The sequence below is a fragment of the Alteribacillus iranensis genome, assembly GCF_900113025.1.
GTDB classification, from domain to species: Bacteria; Bacillota; Bacilli; order Bacillales; family Marinococcaceae; genus Alteribacillus_A; species Alteribacillus_A iranensis.
Map to the genome: position 1 here is coordinate 674,898 of NZ_FONT01000001.1, position 19,105 is coordinate 694,002.

Genomic DNA, 19,105 nt, shown 5'->3' on the forward strand with positions numbered 1-19,105 from the left:
TTTTATTGTGAATTGATTACTGTGCTTCTATGTAATTAACAACATCAGCTACAGTAGAGATTTTTTCCGCTTCTTCATCGGAAATTTCGAGATCAAATTCGTCTTCCAATTCCATAACAAGCTCAACGACATCGAGGGAATCAGCTCCCAAATCATCTTTAAATGTCGCTTCCATTGTAATTTCGGATTCTTCCACTCCGAGTCGATCTGCAACGATTTTCTTTACGCGATCTAATGTATCTGCCATCATATTCACCTCCTTTAAAGGTAAATAGAATAGATTGAATCTAGCTACCTGTTTGTCATTATAGAAGATGTTATTTTAAAATGCTATATGCAACTAAAGAATTTTTTCCAATTGGAAACATTCGTTAGGACATCGTCATTCCTCCGTCAACGCTCAATGTTTGGCCTGTAATATACTTGGCGTCCTCCGAAGCAAGAAAGCGAACTGCACGCGCGACATCGTCCGGCTCTCCTAAATTACCAAGCGGTATTTGATTTAATAACGCTTTTTTTGAATCTTCCTCTAACTCCTCTGTCATGTCAGTAGCTATGAAACCAGGAGCAACAGCGTTTACTTGAATGTTCCTTGAGGCAAATTCTTTCGCTAATGTTTTGGTTAGACCTAATACACCTGCCTTAGCTGCAGTATAGTTAGCTTGCCCCGCATTACCAACTTTCCCGACAACTGAAGAAATATTAATTATTTTCCCTTCCCTTTGCTTCATCATAGGACGAGCAGCGGCCTTGGCACAGAAAAAGACACCTTTCAAGTTAATATCTAAAACAGAGTCCCAATCTTCTTCTTTTAAACGCATAACTAAGTTATCTTTTGTAACTCCTGCATTGTTCACCAAAATATCAATACGGCCAAACTCTTCTATTACTTCTTTCACCATAGCTTTTACTTCAGATTCTAGTGCAACATTGGCTTTGATAGTAATCGCCTTTACGCCTCGATCCCGGCAAGCTGCAGCCACTTCTTCTGCTTTTTGGGCACTTCCAGCATAATTAATAGCCACATTAGCACCACTGTCAGCCAGCTCTAAAGCAATGGCCCGTCCTATGCCACGGGATGCACCAGTAACAAGCGCCGACTTTCCATTTAACATGTTACGACTCCTCCTTTTTTAGTTTATCCATCATTTTTTCAATAGATTCCATATCCTGCACGGCAAACACTTCAAGCCCGCGGCGCTGAACTCGACGGACAAGACCACTTAGCACATTTCCAGGACCAACTTCTATAAACGTCGTCACATCTAATTCGATAAGACGTCTAACAGTGTCTTCCCAATAAACGGGGGCAGTTACTTGTTCTATAAGAAGCTGCTTCATCTGAGCCCCATCCGTTTCTTCTTTTGCATTTACGTTGGTCACCACAGGTATATCTGCATTATTAAAAGAAATCGCTGATAATGTCTGCGTAAGCTTCTCTTGAGCAGGCTTCATTAAATCAGAGTGGAAGGGACCGCTTACTGGTAATGGGATAACACGCTTCGCTCCCTTTTCTTTTGCTAATTCTCCTGCACGATCAACAGCCTTTTTCTCTCCAGAAATGACAATCTGACCAGGCGCATTTAAATTTGCAAGTTGGACTTTTTCGCCAACTTGTTCCGTTGCAAGTTCAGTTATTTCGTGTAATAAATCACGATCCAAGCCCATTACTGCTGACATAGCACCTACCCCTGCAGGAACGGCTTCTTCCATAAATAATCCTCTCTTACGAACTGCATTTACAGCGTCAGGGAAAGATAGTACACCCGATGATACTAGAGCAGAATATTCTCCAAGACTGTGACCTGCTGCAAAGTCCGCAGTAATCCCATTTTCTTTTAATACTTCGAGAATAGCTATGCTGGTCGTTAATAAAGCAGGTTGGGCATTCTCTGTTCTTTTCAACATATCTTCCGGTCCATCAAACATCAAACGTGATAAAGAATATTCTAGTTCTTGATCTGCTAACTGAATGATACGATTTGCACCGCTGTGATGATCATATACATCTTTGCCCATTCCCGGGTACTGAGACCCTTGGCCTGGAAATAAAAATGCTGTTTTCCCCATTGTCCTATTCCTCCTGGTTTCCTATTTCTCGCTCAATAATCCCTGTTACGTCTTCGTTTATCATCTGCTTTGCTTGTCGAATGGCATGGAATATGGCAGTGTGATCCGAAGAACCGTGCGCTTTAATCACCGGTGCCTTCAAGCCAAATAAGCCTGCCCCTCCGTAATGAGAATAGCTCATTTTTTCTTTTATTTTTGTAAAGCTATGTTTTAACATACCCGCGGCCACTTTGTTCATAAATGTAGATGTAAGCTCTTTTTTCAGCAGGGTGAACAACGTGCCGGCCGTACCTTCAATCGATTTAAGAATTAAATTTCCAGAAAAGCCATCACAAACTGCCACATCGCATACGCCATTTAACAAATCCCTGGCTTCTACATTCCCAATAAAGTGAAGTTGCGATTGAGACAGCAATTCAAAAGCTTCTTTTGATAGCTCATTTCCTTTTCCATCTTCTGTTCCAACGTTTACTAGACCTACTCTCGGAGAGTCGACTTTCTTAACCATCTCCAAATAAGTGGCTCCTATGATAGCGTTTTGTAGAAGGTGATTCGGCTTAGCGTCAACATTAGCCCCTACATCTAATAACAAAAAGCCTTCCCCATCCACGGTTGGAAGCATAGGAGCCAATGCAGGTCTTTCAATCCCTTTGATTCTTCCTACGTGCAGTAGCCCAGCTGTCATCAACGCACCAGTGTTTCCTGAAGAAATACAAGCATCCGCACGTCCTTCTTTCACTTCCTTCACAGCCAGTACCATGGAAGCTTCTTTTTTTCTTCTTACAGCAATCGTAGGAACATCATCATCTTTTATTTTTTCTTCAGTATGCAAAATAGAAATCCTTTTATGATTACTCGTGAGGTGTTTTTGTATTTCTGACTCGTTTCCTACTAATGTAACCTCCACATCCTCAAAAGATCGAACAGCAGCCATAGCACCTGCCACGTGTGCCTTTGGCGCTTGATCTCCTCCCATTGCATCAATGACTATTTTCATCATGTACGTTCTCCTTTTCGTCCGTCTCGTGACAAACTAAAGTCTTGACCGATACATCGTAAATTCTCCACGAAATACGACTTCCCGATTTACTTTACTAGTTACTTCTACTAGTGTTTTTGCTTTTCCCGCTTCTGTAACTACGGCTCTTGCCACAACTCTTTCGCCTATTTTCACTTGTCTCATAAAGTTAACAGAAGCTTTGTTCGTTAATGCTAACTCATCGTTAATAATAGCTACCGCTAAAGAATTAGCTTGCGCAAACAAAAAATGACCACGCGCTATATCGTTCCGATAAAATACATGCTCTTCTTTAATATCTAATATAGATATCGCTTCTTTATCTAGCTGTAAGTCAATGATTTCGCCTATAACTTCCTCAGGAGCAAGTGCTTTCACTTCATCATAGTGCTCTCTAGCCGCATGTTTCATTCGTTCTCTTAATTCAGGAATGGAGAGTTCCAAACGATCAAGACGGATTGTTTGCACACTCACCTTAAACAATTCAGCTAATGATTCGTCAGTTATAAACGGATCTGAAGCTATTTTGTCTTTCAGAAGTCGCTGCCTTTCTTTTTTACTATGCTTCACGACTGGCCCACCATCCACTTCTATGACTAGGTACTAAAAGTAGTATATATTCCCCCATTTTGTATTTCAACCGCTCCTAATCGAGCTTTGTTCCACTCCATGCTCCGCTTTGTTTCACATGATTTCGTAAATATAAAAATGAATCGTCCTCCCAAAATTGCTCCATGTTTATAAAGTGAATGGCATCTTTACGAGCGGTTTCCAGCGCTCGGTAATCATGGACGACGTCAGCAATCTTAAAGTCAGGTAACCCGCTCTGTTTACTTCCAAAAAAGTCGCCAGGGCCTCGTAATTCTAAGTCTTTTTCTGACAGCGCAAAACCATCTTGCGTCTCTTCCATAATCTGCATTCGTTCCTTGCCCGTTTCCCCTTTCGGATCAGCTAATAAAATACAAAATGACTGATGTTCTCCTCTACCCACTCGCCCGCGAAGTTGATGAAGCTGTGATAGTCCAAAGCGATCTGCGTCATATATAAGCATCACAGTTGCATTTGGTACATTCACCCCGACTTCCACCACAGTAGTAGAGACGAGAATGTCGGTAGCGCCATTGGAAAACGATGCCATAACTTCTTCTTTTTCTTCCGAATGAAGCCTGCCATGCATTAAAGCAACTTGATATTCTGTGAAAAATTGCTGCAGCTGTGCATGTACGTCAATGGCGTTTTGAACATCAAGCTTATCCGATTCTTCAATAAGTGGACAAATGACATATGCTTGTCTTCCTTTTTTCAGTTCCTTTTGTATAAAAAATAGCACTCTCTCAAGCATAGGAGGCTTTACCCAATAAGTCTGAATTTGTTTACGTCCTGCAGGAAGTTCATCAATAATGGAAACATCCATGTCACCAAAAACAGAAATAGCCAGTGTACGGGGTATTGGTGTAGCTGTCATAAATAAAACATCAGGCTCGTACCCTTTATCACGGAGAGCTCGCCGTTGATTAACACCGAAGCGATGTTGTTCATCGGTAATGACAAGACCAAGATTATTGAAGTGTACGTCTTCTTGGATTAAAGCATGAGTTCCTACAACAATATCTACGTTTCCTTCTCTAATCGAATCATTTATCTCTTGTCTCTTTTTTCCTTTTGTTGAACCAGTAAGTAGTGTAATGGTTACATCCGTCTCTTTAAACAAATCTTGTAATCCTTGAAAATGTTGCTCTGCTAATATCTCTGTTGGAACCATGAGAGCTGACTGCATTCCGGACAAGTGAGCCCCAAACATTGCTACTGAGGCTACCACTGTTTTACCAGACCCTACATCGCCCTGTAACAACCGATTCATTTTCAAAGGTTGTTTCATATCAGTGATAATTTCTTTTATTACTCGATGCTGTGCGTCAGTTAGAGAAAAAGGTAATGAATCAATGAAAGAGAAAAGGGAAGATTCTTCAAATGTATGGGTTACCCCTTGAGAAGACATACGTTCTCGTCTCTTAAAAGCTTGCATATTTAGTTGAAACAGTAGCAGTTCCTCATAGACAAGTCTTCGTCTCGCATGTTTCAACTGTTCTGCTGTTTCAGGAAAGTGGATAGACTCATAAGCCTCTTTCTTTCCAGGAAGCTTATAAGTTTTTCGGATGGCAGCTGGTAATGTTTCTTCGATATCAGCCCCAAACCGTTGCAATGCCTGATTCATAAAACGTCGTAACTGCTTTACCGTCACGCTGCCTGTCGCCGAGTACACAGGTTCCATTTTTCTTGAGCTGTCAGAACTGCCAAATTTCACGTCCTGTCCCGTGATTGTTAACTTATATTTATCCCATTTTCCGGTAACTACTATCGTGTGGCCTATGTTTAACTTTTTCTTCAAAAAATGTCGATTGAAAAATACTGCAGTTACTAGGATGTTCTCAACAGCCAGACGAACTGTCAAACGAGATTTTTTCTTCCCGTAAAACCGGACAACCGCTTCTGACTGAACTTTGCCTTCAATGGTGACTCGTTCCCCATGCTTTAGATTTTCAATCGGCTGTACTTCGAAATTATCATAACGATAAGGAAAATGCTGAATCAGATCATTTAACGTTCGGATGCCAAGCTGGTTTAATTCAGTTTCTTTGTCATCTCCAACTCCCTTAAGAACGGAGACTGATTGTTGAAGCTGCGAATTCATGTTATCGATCCCATTTCTATGCTTTGGTGACACTTACTGCTAATGTCCCTCGCCCTGTATGTGAACCAATGACTGCTCCAATATCCGTCAAGGTTGTCGTTTGAATGTTTAAGTAGGTACTAACCTCTTCTAACATCTCTTCTCCGCTATTTAATGAACCCGCGTGAGACACTCCAATATGAACGGGAGCATCACCGTATTGTTCTTGCAGAGCATTCTTTATAATATGTAACGCTCTCTTTTTACCTCTTGCTTTTTGAACAGGGCACACTTCTCCCTCTTCAGTAAGACCGAGAACAGGTTTCATTTTTAACAGGGACCCTATCAATGCAGATGCTCGTCCAATACGACCATTTTTTTGAAGAAACTCTAATGTGTCTACTAAGAAATAAACAGTTGTGTCATTTAACAGCTGTGTTAGTCTTTCGTGACACGCCTCTGCTGAAGCTCCTTCTTGAGCCATCTTTGCTAATTCAACCACAATGATTCCTAATGCATACGAAGCACGTTTTGAATCAACGACTTCCACATGAACCTCGTCTTCTACTTGCTCAGCCGCCAACGCCGCCGATTGTAAAGTCCCACTCAATTTAGATGATATGTGCAGGGATAGGATTTTAATATTTTCTTCTTTATGTTTTTCAACAATACGGCGATACACTGTTTCAAACTCATACGGAGCAGGCTGAGAGGTAGTTGGAAGTTGATCCATGGATTCCTGTTTTTCATAAAACTCCTCTGAAGTCAGTGTCACTCCATCTTGAAAGGTTTCATTTCCCATGATGACTTTAAGAGGTACAACAGATATGTCATATTTTTTCAGAAGATCACTCGGTATATCTGCAGTACTGTCTGTTACTATTTTTACGTTTGAGGTCATCATGATTCTCCTTTCTATAAAAACAAATGACGTACTTACTCAACTGATATAATAAACGGGTATAAAGGCTGCCCCCCCTGATGGACTTCTACTTCCACCTCATCATCAATGCTTTCAATGAAAGTCACCATGAATTGTTCAGTCTCTTCATTTCCTTCTTCCCCACGAATTAACGTGACAATTTCCGTCTCTTCGTCTATTAGTTTTTGTAAAAGTGTCTTTGCAACGTCAGTTATATCCTGGCCTGATGCTACAATTTCTTTTTCAGCAATCCCCATGTAATCTCCTTCTTTTATCTCAATGCCGTCAATGGAAGTATCACGCACAGCATATGTCAACTGTCCTGTTTTCACCTGTTCCTTCGCTTCTTTCATCGCTTGAAGGTTATCTTCTGCACTGCCTGTTTCATCGAATGCGAATAAGGCACTTATTCCTTGTGGTACGGAGGATGTTGGTACAATATACACATGTGAACCGCTTACCTCAGCAGCTTGCTCGGCGGCCATAATGATATTACCGTTATTTGGCAGGACAAATATGTGACGGGCATTTACTTTCTCAATAGAATGAATTATATCTTCGGTGCTTGGATTCATTGTTTGTCCACCTTCAATGACTTCGCTTGCACCAAGGCTTTTGAATAATTCTTCTATCCCTTTCCCCATGGAAACTGTTACAAATCCAAAATCTGCTCTGACCTCTTCCCTTTCAGAGTTCCGGTCTGTCTCTTCCTGTAAGGGGGTTGTTGAGACTTCTGCTTCATTCTGTTCACGGTGCAATGCCTCATGTTGTTCTCTCATATTGTCTACCTTCACATGGATAAGACTTCCATATTTTTGAGCTTTTGAGAGCACATTACCAGGATATTCTGCATGGATATGTATTTTTATTAAATCGTCATCACTAACAACTAAAAGGGAATCCCCATGCTCAGAAAGCTCTTCTCTAAATACATTTTCGTCAAAAAGATGATTGGCCTTTTCATGGTCAAATTTTACCATCACTTCTGTGCAATAACCAAACGTAATATCCTCTGGTGCCAATGGAGCATGGGATATTTGATGATGCTCCACCTTTACAAGGTCCTCTAAATCAGGTAATGCTGATTCTTCATTTTGATGTGTATTTCTTCCTTCTAACGCATGTAACATTCCTTCATAGATATATACTAGTCCTTGTCCGCCTGAATCGACGACGCCGACTTCTTTTAAAACAGGAAGCAATTGAGGCGTTTTTTCCAAAGATACTTTTGCGTTTGACACAACTTTTGAAAGCCAATCTGCCGGGCTTGTGTCATCAGGTATTTTCTTGCTCCATTGCGAAGCATCTTTCGCTACGGTCAGAATGGTCCCCTCCACAGGCTTCATCACTGCTTTATAAGCAGTGTTCACCCCTTCTTCTAAAGCTTTTTTCAACACCTTTGTGTTTAGTTCCTTTTCTTTTTCGACAGCTTTAGCAAAACCACGGAATAACTGAGATAATATAACCCCAGAATTCCCTCGTGCCCCCATTAAAAGGCCTTTGGAAAAATGTTTCGCCACCTCTCCCGCGTGATCTGAAAGATGAGCCTGTACTTCTTTCACTCCCGAAGAGATTGTCAAGTTCATATTCGTCCCGGTATCCCCATCGGGTACAGGGAAAACATTTAATGCATCTACTTTTTTAGCATGTTTGTCTAACAGTGCTGCCCCCTCGGTAAACATATGGGACAGCTGTTTGCCATTTACTTTTTCCTCTGTCACCTTACACTTCCTCCTTACATCATACGATCCTAAGGCTGAGTCACTCGAACACCTTGAACATAAACATTCACCGATTCAACAGATAACCCAAGCATTTGCTGCAATTGGTATTTCACTTTGCTTTGAACGTTATATGCTACCTCAGAAATCTTCGTTCCGTAACTTACTATAATATACATATCAATATGAATTTCATCGTTTACTTCTCTTATTACTACTCCTCGAGAGAAGTTTTCACGTCCCAGCATTTCTGTTATACCATCTTTAATTTGTTTCTGCGAAGCCATACCAACTATACCATAGCAATCAATCGCCGCTCCGCCGGCAATTGTAGCTACTACTTCCTTCGAAACATCAATTGATCCTAATTGGGAATTCATCTCTATAGACATTAAAGAGCCTCCTCCTGATAACGTTTCCTTCCAAGAGCTACGGTTATTTTACTATACTCTAAACGTAAAGAAAAGCGGTGGTGCACTAAGCAAAGTCACTATTCCTTCTTGCATCGCTAATTACCCTATGCTAAAATATTCAAGTATGACTGATTGTGTAGCATGAATTGATGGCAAGATAAAAGGAGGTGCACGTTATGGCACGGAAATGCTATGTGACTGGAAAAGGTCCTAAATCCGGCAATAACCGTTCACACGCTAACAATGCAACGAAACGCCGCTGGGGCGCAAACGTTCAAAAAGTGCGCATTATGGTTGACGGAAAACCTAAAAGAGTATATGTTTCTGCTCGCGCTCTTAAATCTGGCAAAGTTCAACGTGTATAATTAGGACGAAAATCCGGAACCTCATTATGAGAGTTCCGGTTTTAATACTATATTTGTTTACATAATAAAATTATCATTTACTATTCCTTCTTCACCGTGCCAATAACGGCGCGTACAAACCCCCCGAGAAATTTAGGCAGTTTAATCGTATAAATTTTCATAGAATCTCCTCCCTATTTCTTATATATTTTACGCGGCACGCGCCTCTTGTAATCACCTTGTTTCTTCCGCCATAAATTTTTCATTGCCCGTAACTTACCGTTTCTCTTATATGTATATTCAAAAAGTGAAAAATAGTACATAGAAAATTTTCCATACCCTTCATCAAGCATAATCTTCCCTATTTTTTCAGACACTAGGTAAACAAAGGAGGATGTTGTGATGAAAAAAGTAACCAGGGTATTTTGGGTCTCCATTATTCTGGCGATTATATTTGTTCTTTGGGGCGTAATATTCCCTACTAATTTGCAAGCTTCTATGGATGCGGCTTTATCCTTTTTTATGCAGAACTTTGGGTGGTTTTACCAAATTGCTGCCACTTTTTTTCTTCTCTTTGCCCTCTTTCTTATTTTTAGTCGTCGCTACGGAAAAATTAGACTGGGGAAAGAAGAGGACAAGCCCGAGTTTAGTCGTCCTACGTGGATAGCAATGTTGTTTAGCGCCGGGATGGGAATCGGCCTTTTGTTTTTTGGTGTCTCTGAACCAATTTCTCACTTCTCCAACCCTCCTTTACTACCGAGTGGTGGAACTGATGATGCGGCGATTTTAAGTCTCAGATACACTTACTTACATTGGGGCTTTCACGCCTGGGCCATTTATGCGTCAATTGCTCTTGGGTTAGCTTACTTTAAATTTAGAAAAGGTTATCCAGGCTTAATGAGTGCCACTCTTCGGCCCTTATTAGGAGATCGAGTGAAGGGACGTACAGGTGAGGTAATAGACGTAATTGCAGTATTTGCTACTGTATTTGGGGTATGTGCATCTCTCGGTCTGGGGGCAGCTCAAATTAATGGCGGCTTAAGCTTTTTAACAGGTATTCCTAATAATTTTTGGATACAGTTGATGATCATTTCAATCGTTACCATTCTTTTTATGATAAGTGCAGGGACGGGCTTGAAAAAAGGGATAAAATATTTAAGCAATACGAATATGATATTGGCGGTTATCCTATTTGTGGCCTTGTTGATTTTAGGCCCAACTATTTTCTTGTTAGATTTATTTACGACTACGTTTGGTTCCTATTTACAAAACTTGCCGCAAATGGGGTTGCGATTAGCTCCCTTTAATTCGGAAGACGCAGCCTGGTTTCAAAACTGGACGATCTTTTATTGGGCTTGGTGGATATCATGGGCGCCTTTCGTAGGTACTTTTATTGCACGCGTGTCAAAAGGAAGAACGGTACGCGAATTTATGATTGCTGTATTACTCGTTCCAACTGTCGTTTGTACATTATGGTTTTGTGTTTTCGGAGGAACAGGAATTTTTTTAGAATTTAATTTAGGGATTCCTGTATCTGGAGAAAGCTTGGAAACTGCTTTGTTTTACGTATTTGAACAGCTCCCTATCAGTTGGCTTTTATCTCTTATCACCTTATTTTTAATTACTACGTTCTTTATAACTTCCGCAGATTCAGCTACGTATGTTCTCGGATTACAAACAACGCAGAGTGGAACCGAGCCTCCTAATGCAGTGAAATTTAGCTGGGGAATCATCCTCGCGGCTTCGGCGATTGTCCTTATGGCCTCGGGAGGTCTAGAAGCCATACAAACGACGATCATCGTTAGTGCTTTCCCATTAGCTATTGTCTTAATAGCTATGGCGTTCTCTATCTTAAAAGCATTCCGTGCCGAAAAGAAAACAGTGACTGATCCAGAAGGAGCAAAGAAAAATTCACGCCGACGTAGAAAAAGACCTGAAATCAATCCAACGTAGCTTTTCCTGTCAAAGGTGATAGTGTCACTCACGTCACCTTTCTCTTTTTTCTAAAGCTATTCTTATCTAGGGTAACGCAATGGCCCGCAGAGGTTTTCCGCAGACGAAGACTCGAGTCATTACAACAAAAAGGACTGCTCAGTATATTAGAACAGCCCTCATATTGGTATACAAATTATAATGACAGTGAACCACGTATCTTAATGGTAAGAAGAACCTCGTATCGCAGCAATGGCTGCTGCTCGGTCTGTTTGTTTATAGATCGCAGAACCTGCCACTAAAACATTGGCTCCTGCTTTTCGGCAAGCTTCTGCTGTCTCTGCGTTTACACCACCATCTACTTCAATTTCCGCCTCTGATCCTATCTTATCCAGATGCTCTTTTACCTCTGAGATTTTAGGTAATACTTCCGGAATGAACGCTTGTCCCCCAAAACCTGGATTTACTGTCATTAGTAAAACGAGATCAACATCTTGTAATATAGGCTTAATTATTTCTACGGGGGTAGCTGGATTTATTACGACACCCGCTTTTACATTCTCATTCTTAATCAGCTGAATGGTTCGATGCAAATGAGGACATGCTTCCACATGAACAGAAATAATATCTGCTCCTGCTTTAGCAAAATCAGTAATGTACTTTTCTGGTTCTTCAATCATTAAATGGACATCAAGAGGCTTCTTCGTATGAGGTCTCACTGCTTCTACGATTAAAGGACCAATCGTAATATTGGGTACAAAATGACCATCCATGACATCTATATGAATATAGTCCGCTCCTCCTTCATCTACTTCTGTAACTTCGTCTCTCAAACGGGAGAAATCTGCTGATAATATAGACGGGGCTACTTTTGTCATTGTTTAATACCTCCGTTGGTTCAATATTTCTTCATAAAACGTAACATAATGGTCATATCTGTAATTTGGTATATCTTTTGCCTCCACCGCTTCTTTTACGGCACAGCCTGGTTCCTTCCTATGCGTACACCCTCGAAACTTACATGCTGGCATCCGTTCTCTCATTTCCGGAAAACAAATGTCTAAATTATTTTCTGATATGTCTTGGAAATCAAGAGAACTAAAACCAGGAGTGTCAGCTACGAGACCTCCATACATTCGAACGAGTTCTACATGACGAGTGGTATGCTTCCCTCTTCCAAGGTGTTTCGATATTTCTCCTGTCTTCAAATCCAACGAAGGTACAAGCGAATTAAGTATCGTAGATTTTCCAACACCAGATTGACCTGCAGCTATAGTTAGTTTTTGTTCTAATAAAGGGGTTAGCTGCTGAACCCCTTCACCTTTCGTACCGGAAAGGAAGAAAAACGGATAGCCGCATCTCTCGTAATTCTCTTTATACTGATTCAGTTCTTGCTTCGTTGATTCATCTGCTAAATCAATTTTGTTCACAATGATAACCGATTCAATATCCATTGCTTCCATATGAACAAGAAAGCGATCAAGTAAGAGAGAAGAAAACGCAGGTTCTTCTGCCGAAAACACAAGAAAGGATTGATCAATATTAGCCACTGGCGGGCGAATGAGCGCGTTACGCCTTTCTGAAATTTCATAAACATAGCCCTCTTCATTTTGATCGATCTCAAACTTTACTCTGTCCCCTACTAAAGGATTTATCTTCTGCTTTCTAAACAGACCTCTGCCCCGGCACTGGTATGTTCCTTGACTATTTTCCACATAGTAATAGCCGCTGAGTGCTTTTACAATAATCCCTTCTTCCATATACCCTCCTTATTATTATTCGCCGTAATTATAACGGTTTGACTGAACTTCCTCTCCATTTACGTACAACGTATACGATCCTGGTTTTTCTGGCGTTACCTCTAATGGTATCCGGTACGTCTTAGTTTCTGAAATCGTCTCTTCAATGAAAACAGCTGGTTGTTCCTCTGTCGTAGCATCTTCGTACTCAATAAGAATGTCAAAAGAAGCCTCTTCTTCCTCTTCGACCTCTACTGGAATCACTGCTTCCACTTGTTCTACTTTCTTTTCTTCTTCAGTCTCCTCTACGGTATTTTCTTCTGGTTCTTCGTCTGGGCCGATGGATATGACAAAGGTTACCGTCTCTCCTGCTGTGACGTTGTTGTAAGGACCAGGAGAATGCTCAATGACGCGCCCCTCTCTTACGACATCAGAGTGGCGTTCTTCAAAATTTCCATTCAACTGATTATTTCTTAAATAGTTCTCCACTGCATCTTTAGAAGCGCCTTCCAAATTTTCAAGCTGAAACTCCTGTTCCACACTATAGGTTAAATAAACCGTTGTTTCAGAAGGTATTACGCTTTCTCCCTGTTCAGGAGACTGGTCCATGATCCTGCCGGGTGGGATATCAGCCGTTTCACTTGCCGTAAATTCGATATTTTCGTAGTCGCTCAGTGCTTCCTCTGCTTGCTCGCGACTGAGCCCGATCAGTTCTGGCATTTCTTCTTCTTTCATCCCATCACTGACATATAATGTTACTGTACTATCTACCTTTACAGACTTGCCGCCACTCGGATCTTGGGAAATAACATGATCGACTTCTACATCATCATCAAATGACCTCTCAACCTCTGGAATCAGTTCTGCTGCTTCTATTTCTTCAATTGCTTCTGACTCTTCCATTTCCACTACATCTGGCACTTCTGTATCTGCCACTCTTAACATATTGGGAAGAGCTGTAAATGCAAATATAATTGCTGCTGTAAAAAAGAGTAAGAGAAAGAGAAGAACCCATAACCAGCGTCTTTTCTTTTTTGGAGTTTTCGCTTTGTCATCTTTCTCGCCTTTACTATCTGTTGGAGATGTGATGTTGTTGTTATTTTCAGCGATTTTTGTCTCATCGTTGTCTGTAGGATAACCTTCTTTAATAATGGGTACTGCTTTCGTAACATCCTCATCCCCGGGCAATTCAAATGGAGGCTCGTTTCTGCGTTCAGGATGCAATGAGGTTTTTAAATCTTCATGCATCTCTGAAATGTTGCCATATCTCATACCTGGATCCTTTACAGTCGCTTTAAGGATAATATTTTCCAAGCTTTGAGGAAGGCCTGGTCTATGCTCAGACGGACGAGGCAGCGGTTCTTGTAAATGCTTCAATGCTATGGTTACGGCAGAATCCCCTGTATAAGGTAAACTCCCTGTAATCATTTCATACAACACAACACCAAGAGAGTAAATATCTGATTGTGCTGTGACAAAACCGCCTCTTGCTTGTTCTGGTGACAGGTAATGTACGGAACCCATAACTGAATTAGTATGTGTAATCGTTGCGGCGGACGCGGCACGAGCAATACCAAAATCAGTTACTTTTACCTCTCCCTCAGTAGTTAGTAGAATATTATGAGGTTTTATATCTCGATGTACAATGTGATTGAGATGGGCATGGCCAATTGCACTTAATATTTGTTCCATCAGAGCAATCGCTTGTTCTAATGGAAGTGGACCGTCATGTTGGATTTTTTGTTTTAACGTCTCTCCATCTACGAATTCCATGACGATATAGTATAAGTTTTCTTCTTCTCCCACATCATATATATTAACGATATTAGGATGAGCGAGTGACGTAGCTGCTTGGGCTTCCCGATGAAAACGGCGGATAAATTCCTCATCTGTATTATATTGAGGCTGCAAGACCTTCACCGCCACCGGTCTTTCAAGTATGAGATCTATCCCTTTATAGACATGAGCCATCCCGCCTCCGCCGATCATATCTTGGATCTCGTACCGTTGACTGATTCTTTTACCTATCAGTTCTGACATGACGTTATCCCCTCTTCATCTTGGGGTTCGTGAAGGACGAGAGCAAGGGTAATATTATCCTCTCCTCCTCGCTCATTTGCCATATGTACAATTTTCTGGGCTTGATCAGGCAAGGGTAGATTCAATAACATAACTTCATGCAATTCATCGCTATTTAACTTGTTTGTAAGCCCATCAGAACACAACAGTATTCCTTGGCCTTCTTCCCATCCCAAAACGACACTCTCGCTTTTTGTTTCCCTTTCGGTTCCTAACGCACGAATTAATACATTCTTCCGAGGATGATTTTCGGCTTCCGCTTCTGTTATTTGCCCATTTTTCTTTAATTCATTTACGAGGGAGTGGTCCTCTGTTTTGAGAAGAAGTGCTTCTTTAGTAATAAAATACGCACGACTGTCCCCTACATGGGCTAACGCAACAAAATGATTGGTGCATAAAGCAGCCACAATTGTCGTTCCCATTCCAGACAAAGACCGTTCTTCTTGTGCGCGATGAAAGATAGCTTTGTTTACGTCTGAAATTTTATTTGTTAACCACTCTTCGGCACTTTGGGGCGTAAATGATTGGTCAATGGAGCACCAGGCTGTTTCTAGCATCTCTTTTGCTATTTGGCTTGCAACATCACCAGCTTGATGGCCGCCCATCCCATCGGCGACCACAGCTAGATATTCTCCTGCTTTGTTCACAAATACTCCTCCGGCATCTTCATTATGTTCGCGGAGCTTTCCAACATCCGTCACAAACGCAGTTTTCACGGAAGAGATTCACCTCGTTTCTTCTTTTCTTTCTTTTGCGCGAAGCTGGCCACAGGCAGCATCGATATCATGTCCTTGTTCTCGGCGTATCGTAACATTCACGCCGCGTTCTTTTAATTTCTTTTCGAACGCAAAAACATCAGATCTACTTGTTCTCACATAGTCTCTTTCTGGAACATAATTAAACGGCATGAGATTAACATGACATTTAATCCCTTTTATCAAGTCAGCCAGCTCGTCAGCATGCTCTACTTGGTCATTTACTCCATTAAAGAGACCATATTCAAAAGTAACACGGCGATTTGTTTTGTCTTGATAGTAACGGATAGCTTCCATTAATTTATCTACGGACCATGCACGGTTAATCGGCATTAACCTTGAACGCACCTCTGAATTCGGTGCATGCAAGGATATTGCAAAGTTAATCTGCATGTTTTCATCAGCGAAATCATAAATACGTGGAACCATTCCGCTCGTTGATACAGTAATATGACGAGCTCCGATATTCAACCCGTTATCATGGTTTATGATTTTAAGAAAAGGTAACAATTGGTCATAGTTATCAAAAGGTTCGCCAATGCCCATAACTACAATTGAATCGACCCGTTCATTTTTTTCGTCTAGTACACGCTGAACTTCCACTACTTGTGCAGTTATTTCTCCTGCTTCTAAATTACGTTTTAACCCACCAAGCGTAGACGCACAAAATGTACAGCCAAGACGGCAGCCTACTTGTGTAGTCACACAAACACTGTTTCCATAATTGTGTTTCATTAAGACGGTTTCAATCGTATATCCATCATGAAGCTCAAATAACAACTTAATCGTACCATCCGCGGACTCTTGGCGTGCCGTTTGTTTTAATACAGTCATTGTGTACGTGTCTTCCAGCCTGCTGCGAAGTCTCTTTGAAATGTTGGTCATGTCCTCAAAATTTGCTGCTCGTTTTTCATAGAGCCATTCATATATCTGTTTTGCGCGAAAAGATGGTTCTCCTTGCTCTTTCAGCCAATTCTCAAGTTCTTCATACCTTAATGAATAAATCGACGGCTTCTCTGGTGCTTTTACTCCGACTTTCTTTTTTAAAGATTGCATATACGACTCCTCTTTCTAAAAATTATTCCCTTTGTTTTTCTTCTTTAACGCGGCCATAAAAAAACCATCGGTGTCAAAATAATGAGGGAGAATGGTTACTTGTCCGTCTTTTTCTTTATCAAACTCCTGAAGAGGTGATGGAAAATTTTCCGATGCACTGCTATCTCTTACGAAATCACGGTTATTCTTTAAAAACATTTCGACCACTTCTTCATTCTCCTCTTTTCTGACCGTACACGTGCTATATACCAAACGCCCTCCTTCTTTGAGAAGCTCCGAAGCCTCCTCCAATATACTGAGCTGGATACCCGGAAATCGTTCAAGGTCTTCTTTCTGTTTTTGCCATTTTAATTCGGGCTTACGTCGAATGACACCATACCCACTGCAAGGTGCGTCCACTAAAATACGGTCAAAACGCAATGTTTCAAATCTCGAAGTCAATTTCCGCGCATCCAGAGCATCTGCTTTGATGATAGAGATACCTAAGCGACTTGCTTGTTCATCGATCAATCCCACTTTCTTTCTATGGATATCAAAGGCATGAATATCTCCTTCATTATCCATCATTTCAGCCATATGAGTTGTTTTTCCTCCTGGCGCTGCACAAGCATCCAGAACAAGCATTCCTGGTTTTGGATCTAACAACCGGGAAGGGAGCATGGAACTTTCATCCTGAACAGTAATATCCCCGGTTTTATATACTTCACTACCAATCACATGACCAGAAATGACTCTTAGAGCTTCTGGAGCAAGCTTTCCGTCATCAAGCTGACAGTCATGATGATTCTCTAGCTTATACTTAACTGTCTCTTTCTTTGTTTGCAGCCGATTGACACGAATGGTTACATACGGTGTTTCTAGGTTTTTATAAGCCATTTTTTCAGCTTGCTCAGTACCGTATGTCTCTCTCCACTCTTCTAATAGCCAGACAGGATGACTTGTCTCAATGGAAAGTTTTTCTAGAGTAGAAAGAGACGAGTCGATGTTGGGAACCCCTTGACGCTGGACAGAGCGTAACACACCATTTACTAGACTGCTGACCCCTTTATGGCCTCTTTTTTTGGCAATGTTGACTGCTTCATGGACGACCGCCCGATCCGGTATTCGATCCAAATAAATAAGTTGATATAGTGACAGTCGAAGCAATTGTAATACCCATGAATCTAATGTACTGATCCCTTTGTTAATGAAATGACCTAGATAATAATCCAGCGTATTCTTTCGTTTGATCGTCCCGTATACGAGCTCTGTCAACAGATTAGAGTCTTTTTCAGCAATACGTCCCTCATTTAATACGTGGTTAAGCAGAAGGTTACTGTATGCGCCTTCTTTCTCCACTCGTTCTAAAATTCGGAGTGCTTCTTCCCTTACATTTTTAACAGTCATTGTCCTAATCGCTCTCCTACATCGAGTTCATGTTTTCCGTTTAAAAAGTCTGCAATAGGCATTTTTTTCTTCCCGGCAGGCTGTAACTCTTCGACAGTTATTGCCGTTCCTTCTCCAGCTGCTACGAGCAGTCTGTTCGCTGATATTTCAACGATGGTCCCAGGTGAAAACTTGTCTGTACGTGTATGGCTGTCCACACCAACACTCCATATTTTAAACGAATGTTCCTTATAAGTGGTGTACGCAACTGGCCAAGGGTTCATCCCACGAACTTGATTATAAATATCTAATGCTGTACGTTCCCAGTTAATTTCTTCCTGTCCTCGTTGGATGTTCGGAGCAAATGTCGCCTCGGCCTCATTTTGAGGGGTTGGTTGTAGAGTGCCGGCCTGCAGCTGGGGAATGGTCTCCAGCAGCAATTCACGTCCAACGATACTCAGTTTATCATGTAGACTTCCTACCGTGTCTGTATACGTTATTTCTACTTCCTTTTGTGCCAACATGTCTCCTGCATCCAATTCTTTCACCATATACATAATAGTAACACCAGTTTTTTCTTCACCGTCTATAATAGCTTGATGAATTGGAGCGCCTCCTCGGTATTTTGGAAGCAGAGAAGCATGAACATTGATAGACCCTAACTTGGGTGCTTTTAAGAGCTCTTCTGGCAATATCTGACCGTAAGCTGCTGTCACGATTAGATCTGGATTCTTCTCGATGATTGCTTGGATTTGTTCTTCTTTTTTCAGTGTTTCCGGTTGAAGAACTTCTAATCCATGCCTCTCTGCTTCTACTTTTACAGGGGGAGGCGTTAGCTTTTTTTTACGGCCTTTTGGTCGATCTGGCTGTGTAACCACAGCACTAACAGTGTAATCATTTTCTATTAAACCTTTTAAAATCGGCACAGAAAAGTCCGGGGTGCCCATAAAAACGATATCCATATCAATCAGCCTCTCTTTTAATCACGAAAGCTATCGCTCTTCTTTCATAAGAATCGAT

19 protein-coding genes are annotated in these 19,105 nt (G+C 41.2%); 2 read left to right on the forward strand and 17 right to left on the reverse strand.

Annotated elements, in window-relative coordinates; genetic code table 11:
* Positions 1 to 16: 16 nt before the first annotated feature.
* From acpP to BM095_RS03390, 9 genes are all read right to left on the reverse strand, one after another.
* Positions 17 to 247, reverse strand: coding sequence for an acyl carrier protein (gene acpP, locus BM095_RS03350; protein ID WP_091657341.1), 231 nt, complete (start codon positions 245 to 247; stop codon positions 17 to 19).
* 124 nt (positions 248 to 371) lie between these two features.
* Positions 372 to 1,115 carry a 3-oxoacyl-[acyl-carrier-protein] reductase gene (gene fabG, locus BM095_RS03355; protein ID WP_091657344.1) on the reverse strand — a complete coding sequence of 248 codons (744 nt, stop codon included), beginning with the start codon at positions 1,113 to 1,115 and terminating at the stop codon, positions 372 to 374.
* Position 1,116: 1 nt separating this feature from the next.
* Positions 1,117 to 2,070: an ACP S-malonyltransferase gene (gene fabD, locus BM095_RS03360; RefSeq protein WP_091657346.1), complete on the reverse strand. Its 954-nt coding sequence runs from the start codon at positions 2,068 to 2,070 to the stop codon at positions 1,117 to 1,119.
* 4 nt (positions 2,071 to 2,074) lie between these two features.
* Positions 2,075 to 3,067, reverse strand: coding sequence for a phosphate acyltransferase PlsX (gene plsX / locus BM095_RS03365; protein WP_091657904.1), 993 nt, complete (start codon positions 3,065 to 3,067; stop codon positions 2,075 to 2,077).
* 36 nt (positions 3,068 to 3,103) lie between these two features.
* Positions 3,104 to 3,658, reverse strand: coding sequence for a transcription factor FapR (gene fapR / locus BM095_RS03370; protein ID WP_091657906.1), 555 nt, complete (start codon positions 3,656 to 3,658; stop codon positions 3,104 to 3,106).
* Positions 3,659 to 3,734: 76 nt separating this feature from the next.
* Positions 3,735 to 5,780, reverse strand: coding sequence for an ATP-dependent DNA helicase RecG (gene recG, locus BM095_RS03375; protein WP_091657349.1), 2,046 nt, complete (start codon positions 5,778 to 5,780; stop codon positions 3,735 to 3,737).
* A 16-nt stretch (positions 5,781 to 5,796) separates the two neighbouring features.
* Positions 5,797 to 6,660 carry a DegV family protein gene (locus BM095_RS03380; protein ID WP_091657351.1) on the reverse strand — a complete coding sequence of 288 codons (864 nt, stop codon included), beginning with the start codon at positions 6,658 to 6,660 and terminating at the stop codon, positions 5,797 to 5,799.
* Positions 6,661 to 6,695: 35 nt separating this feature from the next.
* Positions 6,696 to 8,402 (reverse strand): DAK2 domain-containing protein, encoded by a 1,707-nt coding sequence (locus BM095_RS03385; protein WP_407639124.1) that lies wholly within the window; start codon positions 8,400 to 8,402, stop codon positions 6,696 to 6,698.
* Positions 8,403 to 8,431: 29 nt separating this feature from the next.
* Positions 8,432 to 8,794: an Asp23/Gls24 family envelope stress response protein gene (locus BM095_RS03390; RefSeq protein WP_091657354.1), complete on the reverse strand. Its 363-nt coding sequence runs from the start codon at positions 8,792 to 8,794 to the stop codon at positions 8,432 to 8,434.
* A gap of 197 nt (positions 8,795 to 8,991) precedes the next feature.
* Between BM095_RS03390 and rpmB the strand changes: the two genes are divergently transcribed.
* The gene (rpmB, locus tag BM095_RS03395) at positions 8,992 to 9,180 is read left to right on the forward strand and encodes a 50S ribosomal protein L28 (protein WP_091657356.1); all 189 of its coding nucleotides are present in this window, start codon (positions 8,992 to 8,994) and stop codon (positions 9,178 to 9,180) included.
* Between the two features lie 80 nt (positions 9,181 to 9,260).
* On the opposite strand, the gene spoVM is transcribed toward rpmB, so the two are convergent.
* Positions 9,261 to 9,341: a stage V sporulation protein SpoVM gene (spoVM, locus tag BM095_RS03400; RefSeq protein WP_091657359.1), complete on the reverse strand. Its 81-nt coding sequence runs from the start codon at positions 9,339 to 9,341 to the stop codon at positions 9,261 to 9,263.
* Positions 9,342 to 9,561: 220 nt separating this feature from the next.
* On the opposite strand from spoVM, the gene BM095_RS03405 reads away from it, so the two are divergent.
* Positions 9,562 to 11,112 (forward strand): BCCT family transporter, encoded by a 1,551-nt coding sequence (locus BM095_RS03405; protein WP_091657363.1) that lies wholly within the window; start codon positions 9,562 to 9,564, stop codon positions 11,110 to 11,112.
* A gap of 200 nt (positions 11,113 to 11,312) precedes the next feature.
* Here the strand turns inward: BM095_RS03405 and rpe are convergent, their stop codons facing one another.
* Genes rpe through fmt form a run of 7 tightly spaced genes read right to left on the reverse strand, consistent with a single transcriptional unit; the run spans position 11,313 to position 19,047 of the window.
* Entirely contained in the window at positions 11,313 to 11,969 is a 657-nt protein-coding gene (gene rpe / locus BM095_RS03410) for a ribulose-phosphate 3-epimerase (protein ID WP_091657365.1), read from the reverse strand.
* Between the two features lie 3 nt (positions 11,970 to 11,972).
* The gene (gene rsgA / locus BM095_RS03415; protein WP_091657368.1) at positions 11,973 to 12,851 is read right to left on the reverse strand and encodes a ribosome small subunit-dependent GTPase A; all 879 of its coding nucleotides are present in this window, start codon (positions 12,849 to 12,851) and stop codon (positions 11,973 to 11,975) included.
* Between the two features lie 15 nt (positions 12,852 to 12,866).
* Positions 12,867 to 14,870, reverse strand: a complete 2,004-nt coding sequence (gene pknB / locus BM095_RS03420) for a Stk1 family PASTA domain-containing Ser/Thr kinase (protein ID WP_245757787.1) — start codon at positions 14,868 to 14,870, stop codon at positions 12,867 to 12,869.
* Positions 14,858 to 15,625, reverse strand: a complete 768-nt coding sequence (locus BM095_RS03425; RefSeq protein ID WP_091657370.1) for a Stp1/IreP family PP2C-type Ser/Thr phosphatase — start codon at positions 15,623 to 15,625, stop codon at positions 14,858 to 14,860. Before BM095_RS03425 ends, pknB begins: the two co-directional genes overlap by 13 nt.
* A 9-nt stretch (positions 15,626 to 15,634) precedes the next feature.
* Positions 15,635 to 16,720 (reverse strand): 23S rRNA (adenine(2503)-C(2))-methyltransferase RlmN, encoded by a 1,086-nt coding sequence (gene rlmN / locus BM095_RS03430; protein ID WP_091657373.1) that lies wholly within the window; start codon positions 16,718 to 16,720, stop codon positions 15,635 to 15,637.
* Positions 16,721 to 16,735: 15 nt separating this feature from the next.
* A complete protein-coding gene (gene rsmB / locus BM095_RS03435; protein WP_091657375.1) occupies positions 16,736 to 18,106 on the reverse strand; it encodes a 16S rRNA (cytosine(967)-C(5))-methyltransferase RsmB in 1,371 nt (456 codons plus the stop codon).
* On the reverse strand, positions 18,103 to 19,047 hold the full coding sequence (gene fmt / locus BM095_RS03440; protein ID WP_091657378.1) for a methionyl-tRNA formyltransferase: 945 nt from the start codon (positions 19,045 to 19,047) through the stop codon (positions 18,103 to 18,105). Before fmt ends, rsmB begins: the two co-directional genes overlap by 4 nt.
* Between the last annotated feature and the right edge of the window lie 58 nt (positions 19,048 to 19,105).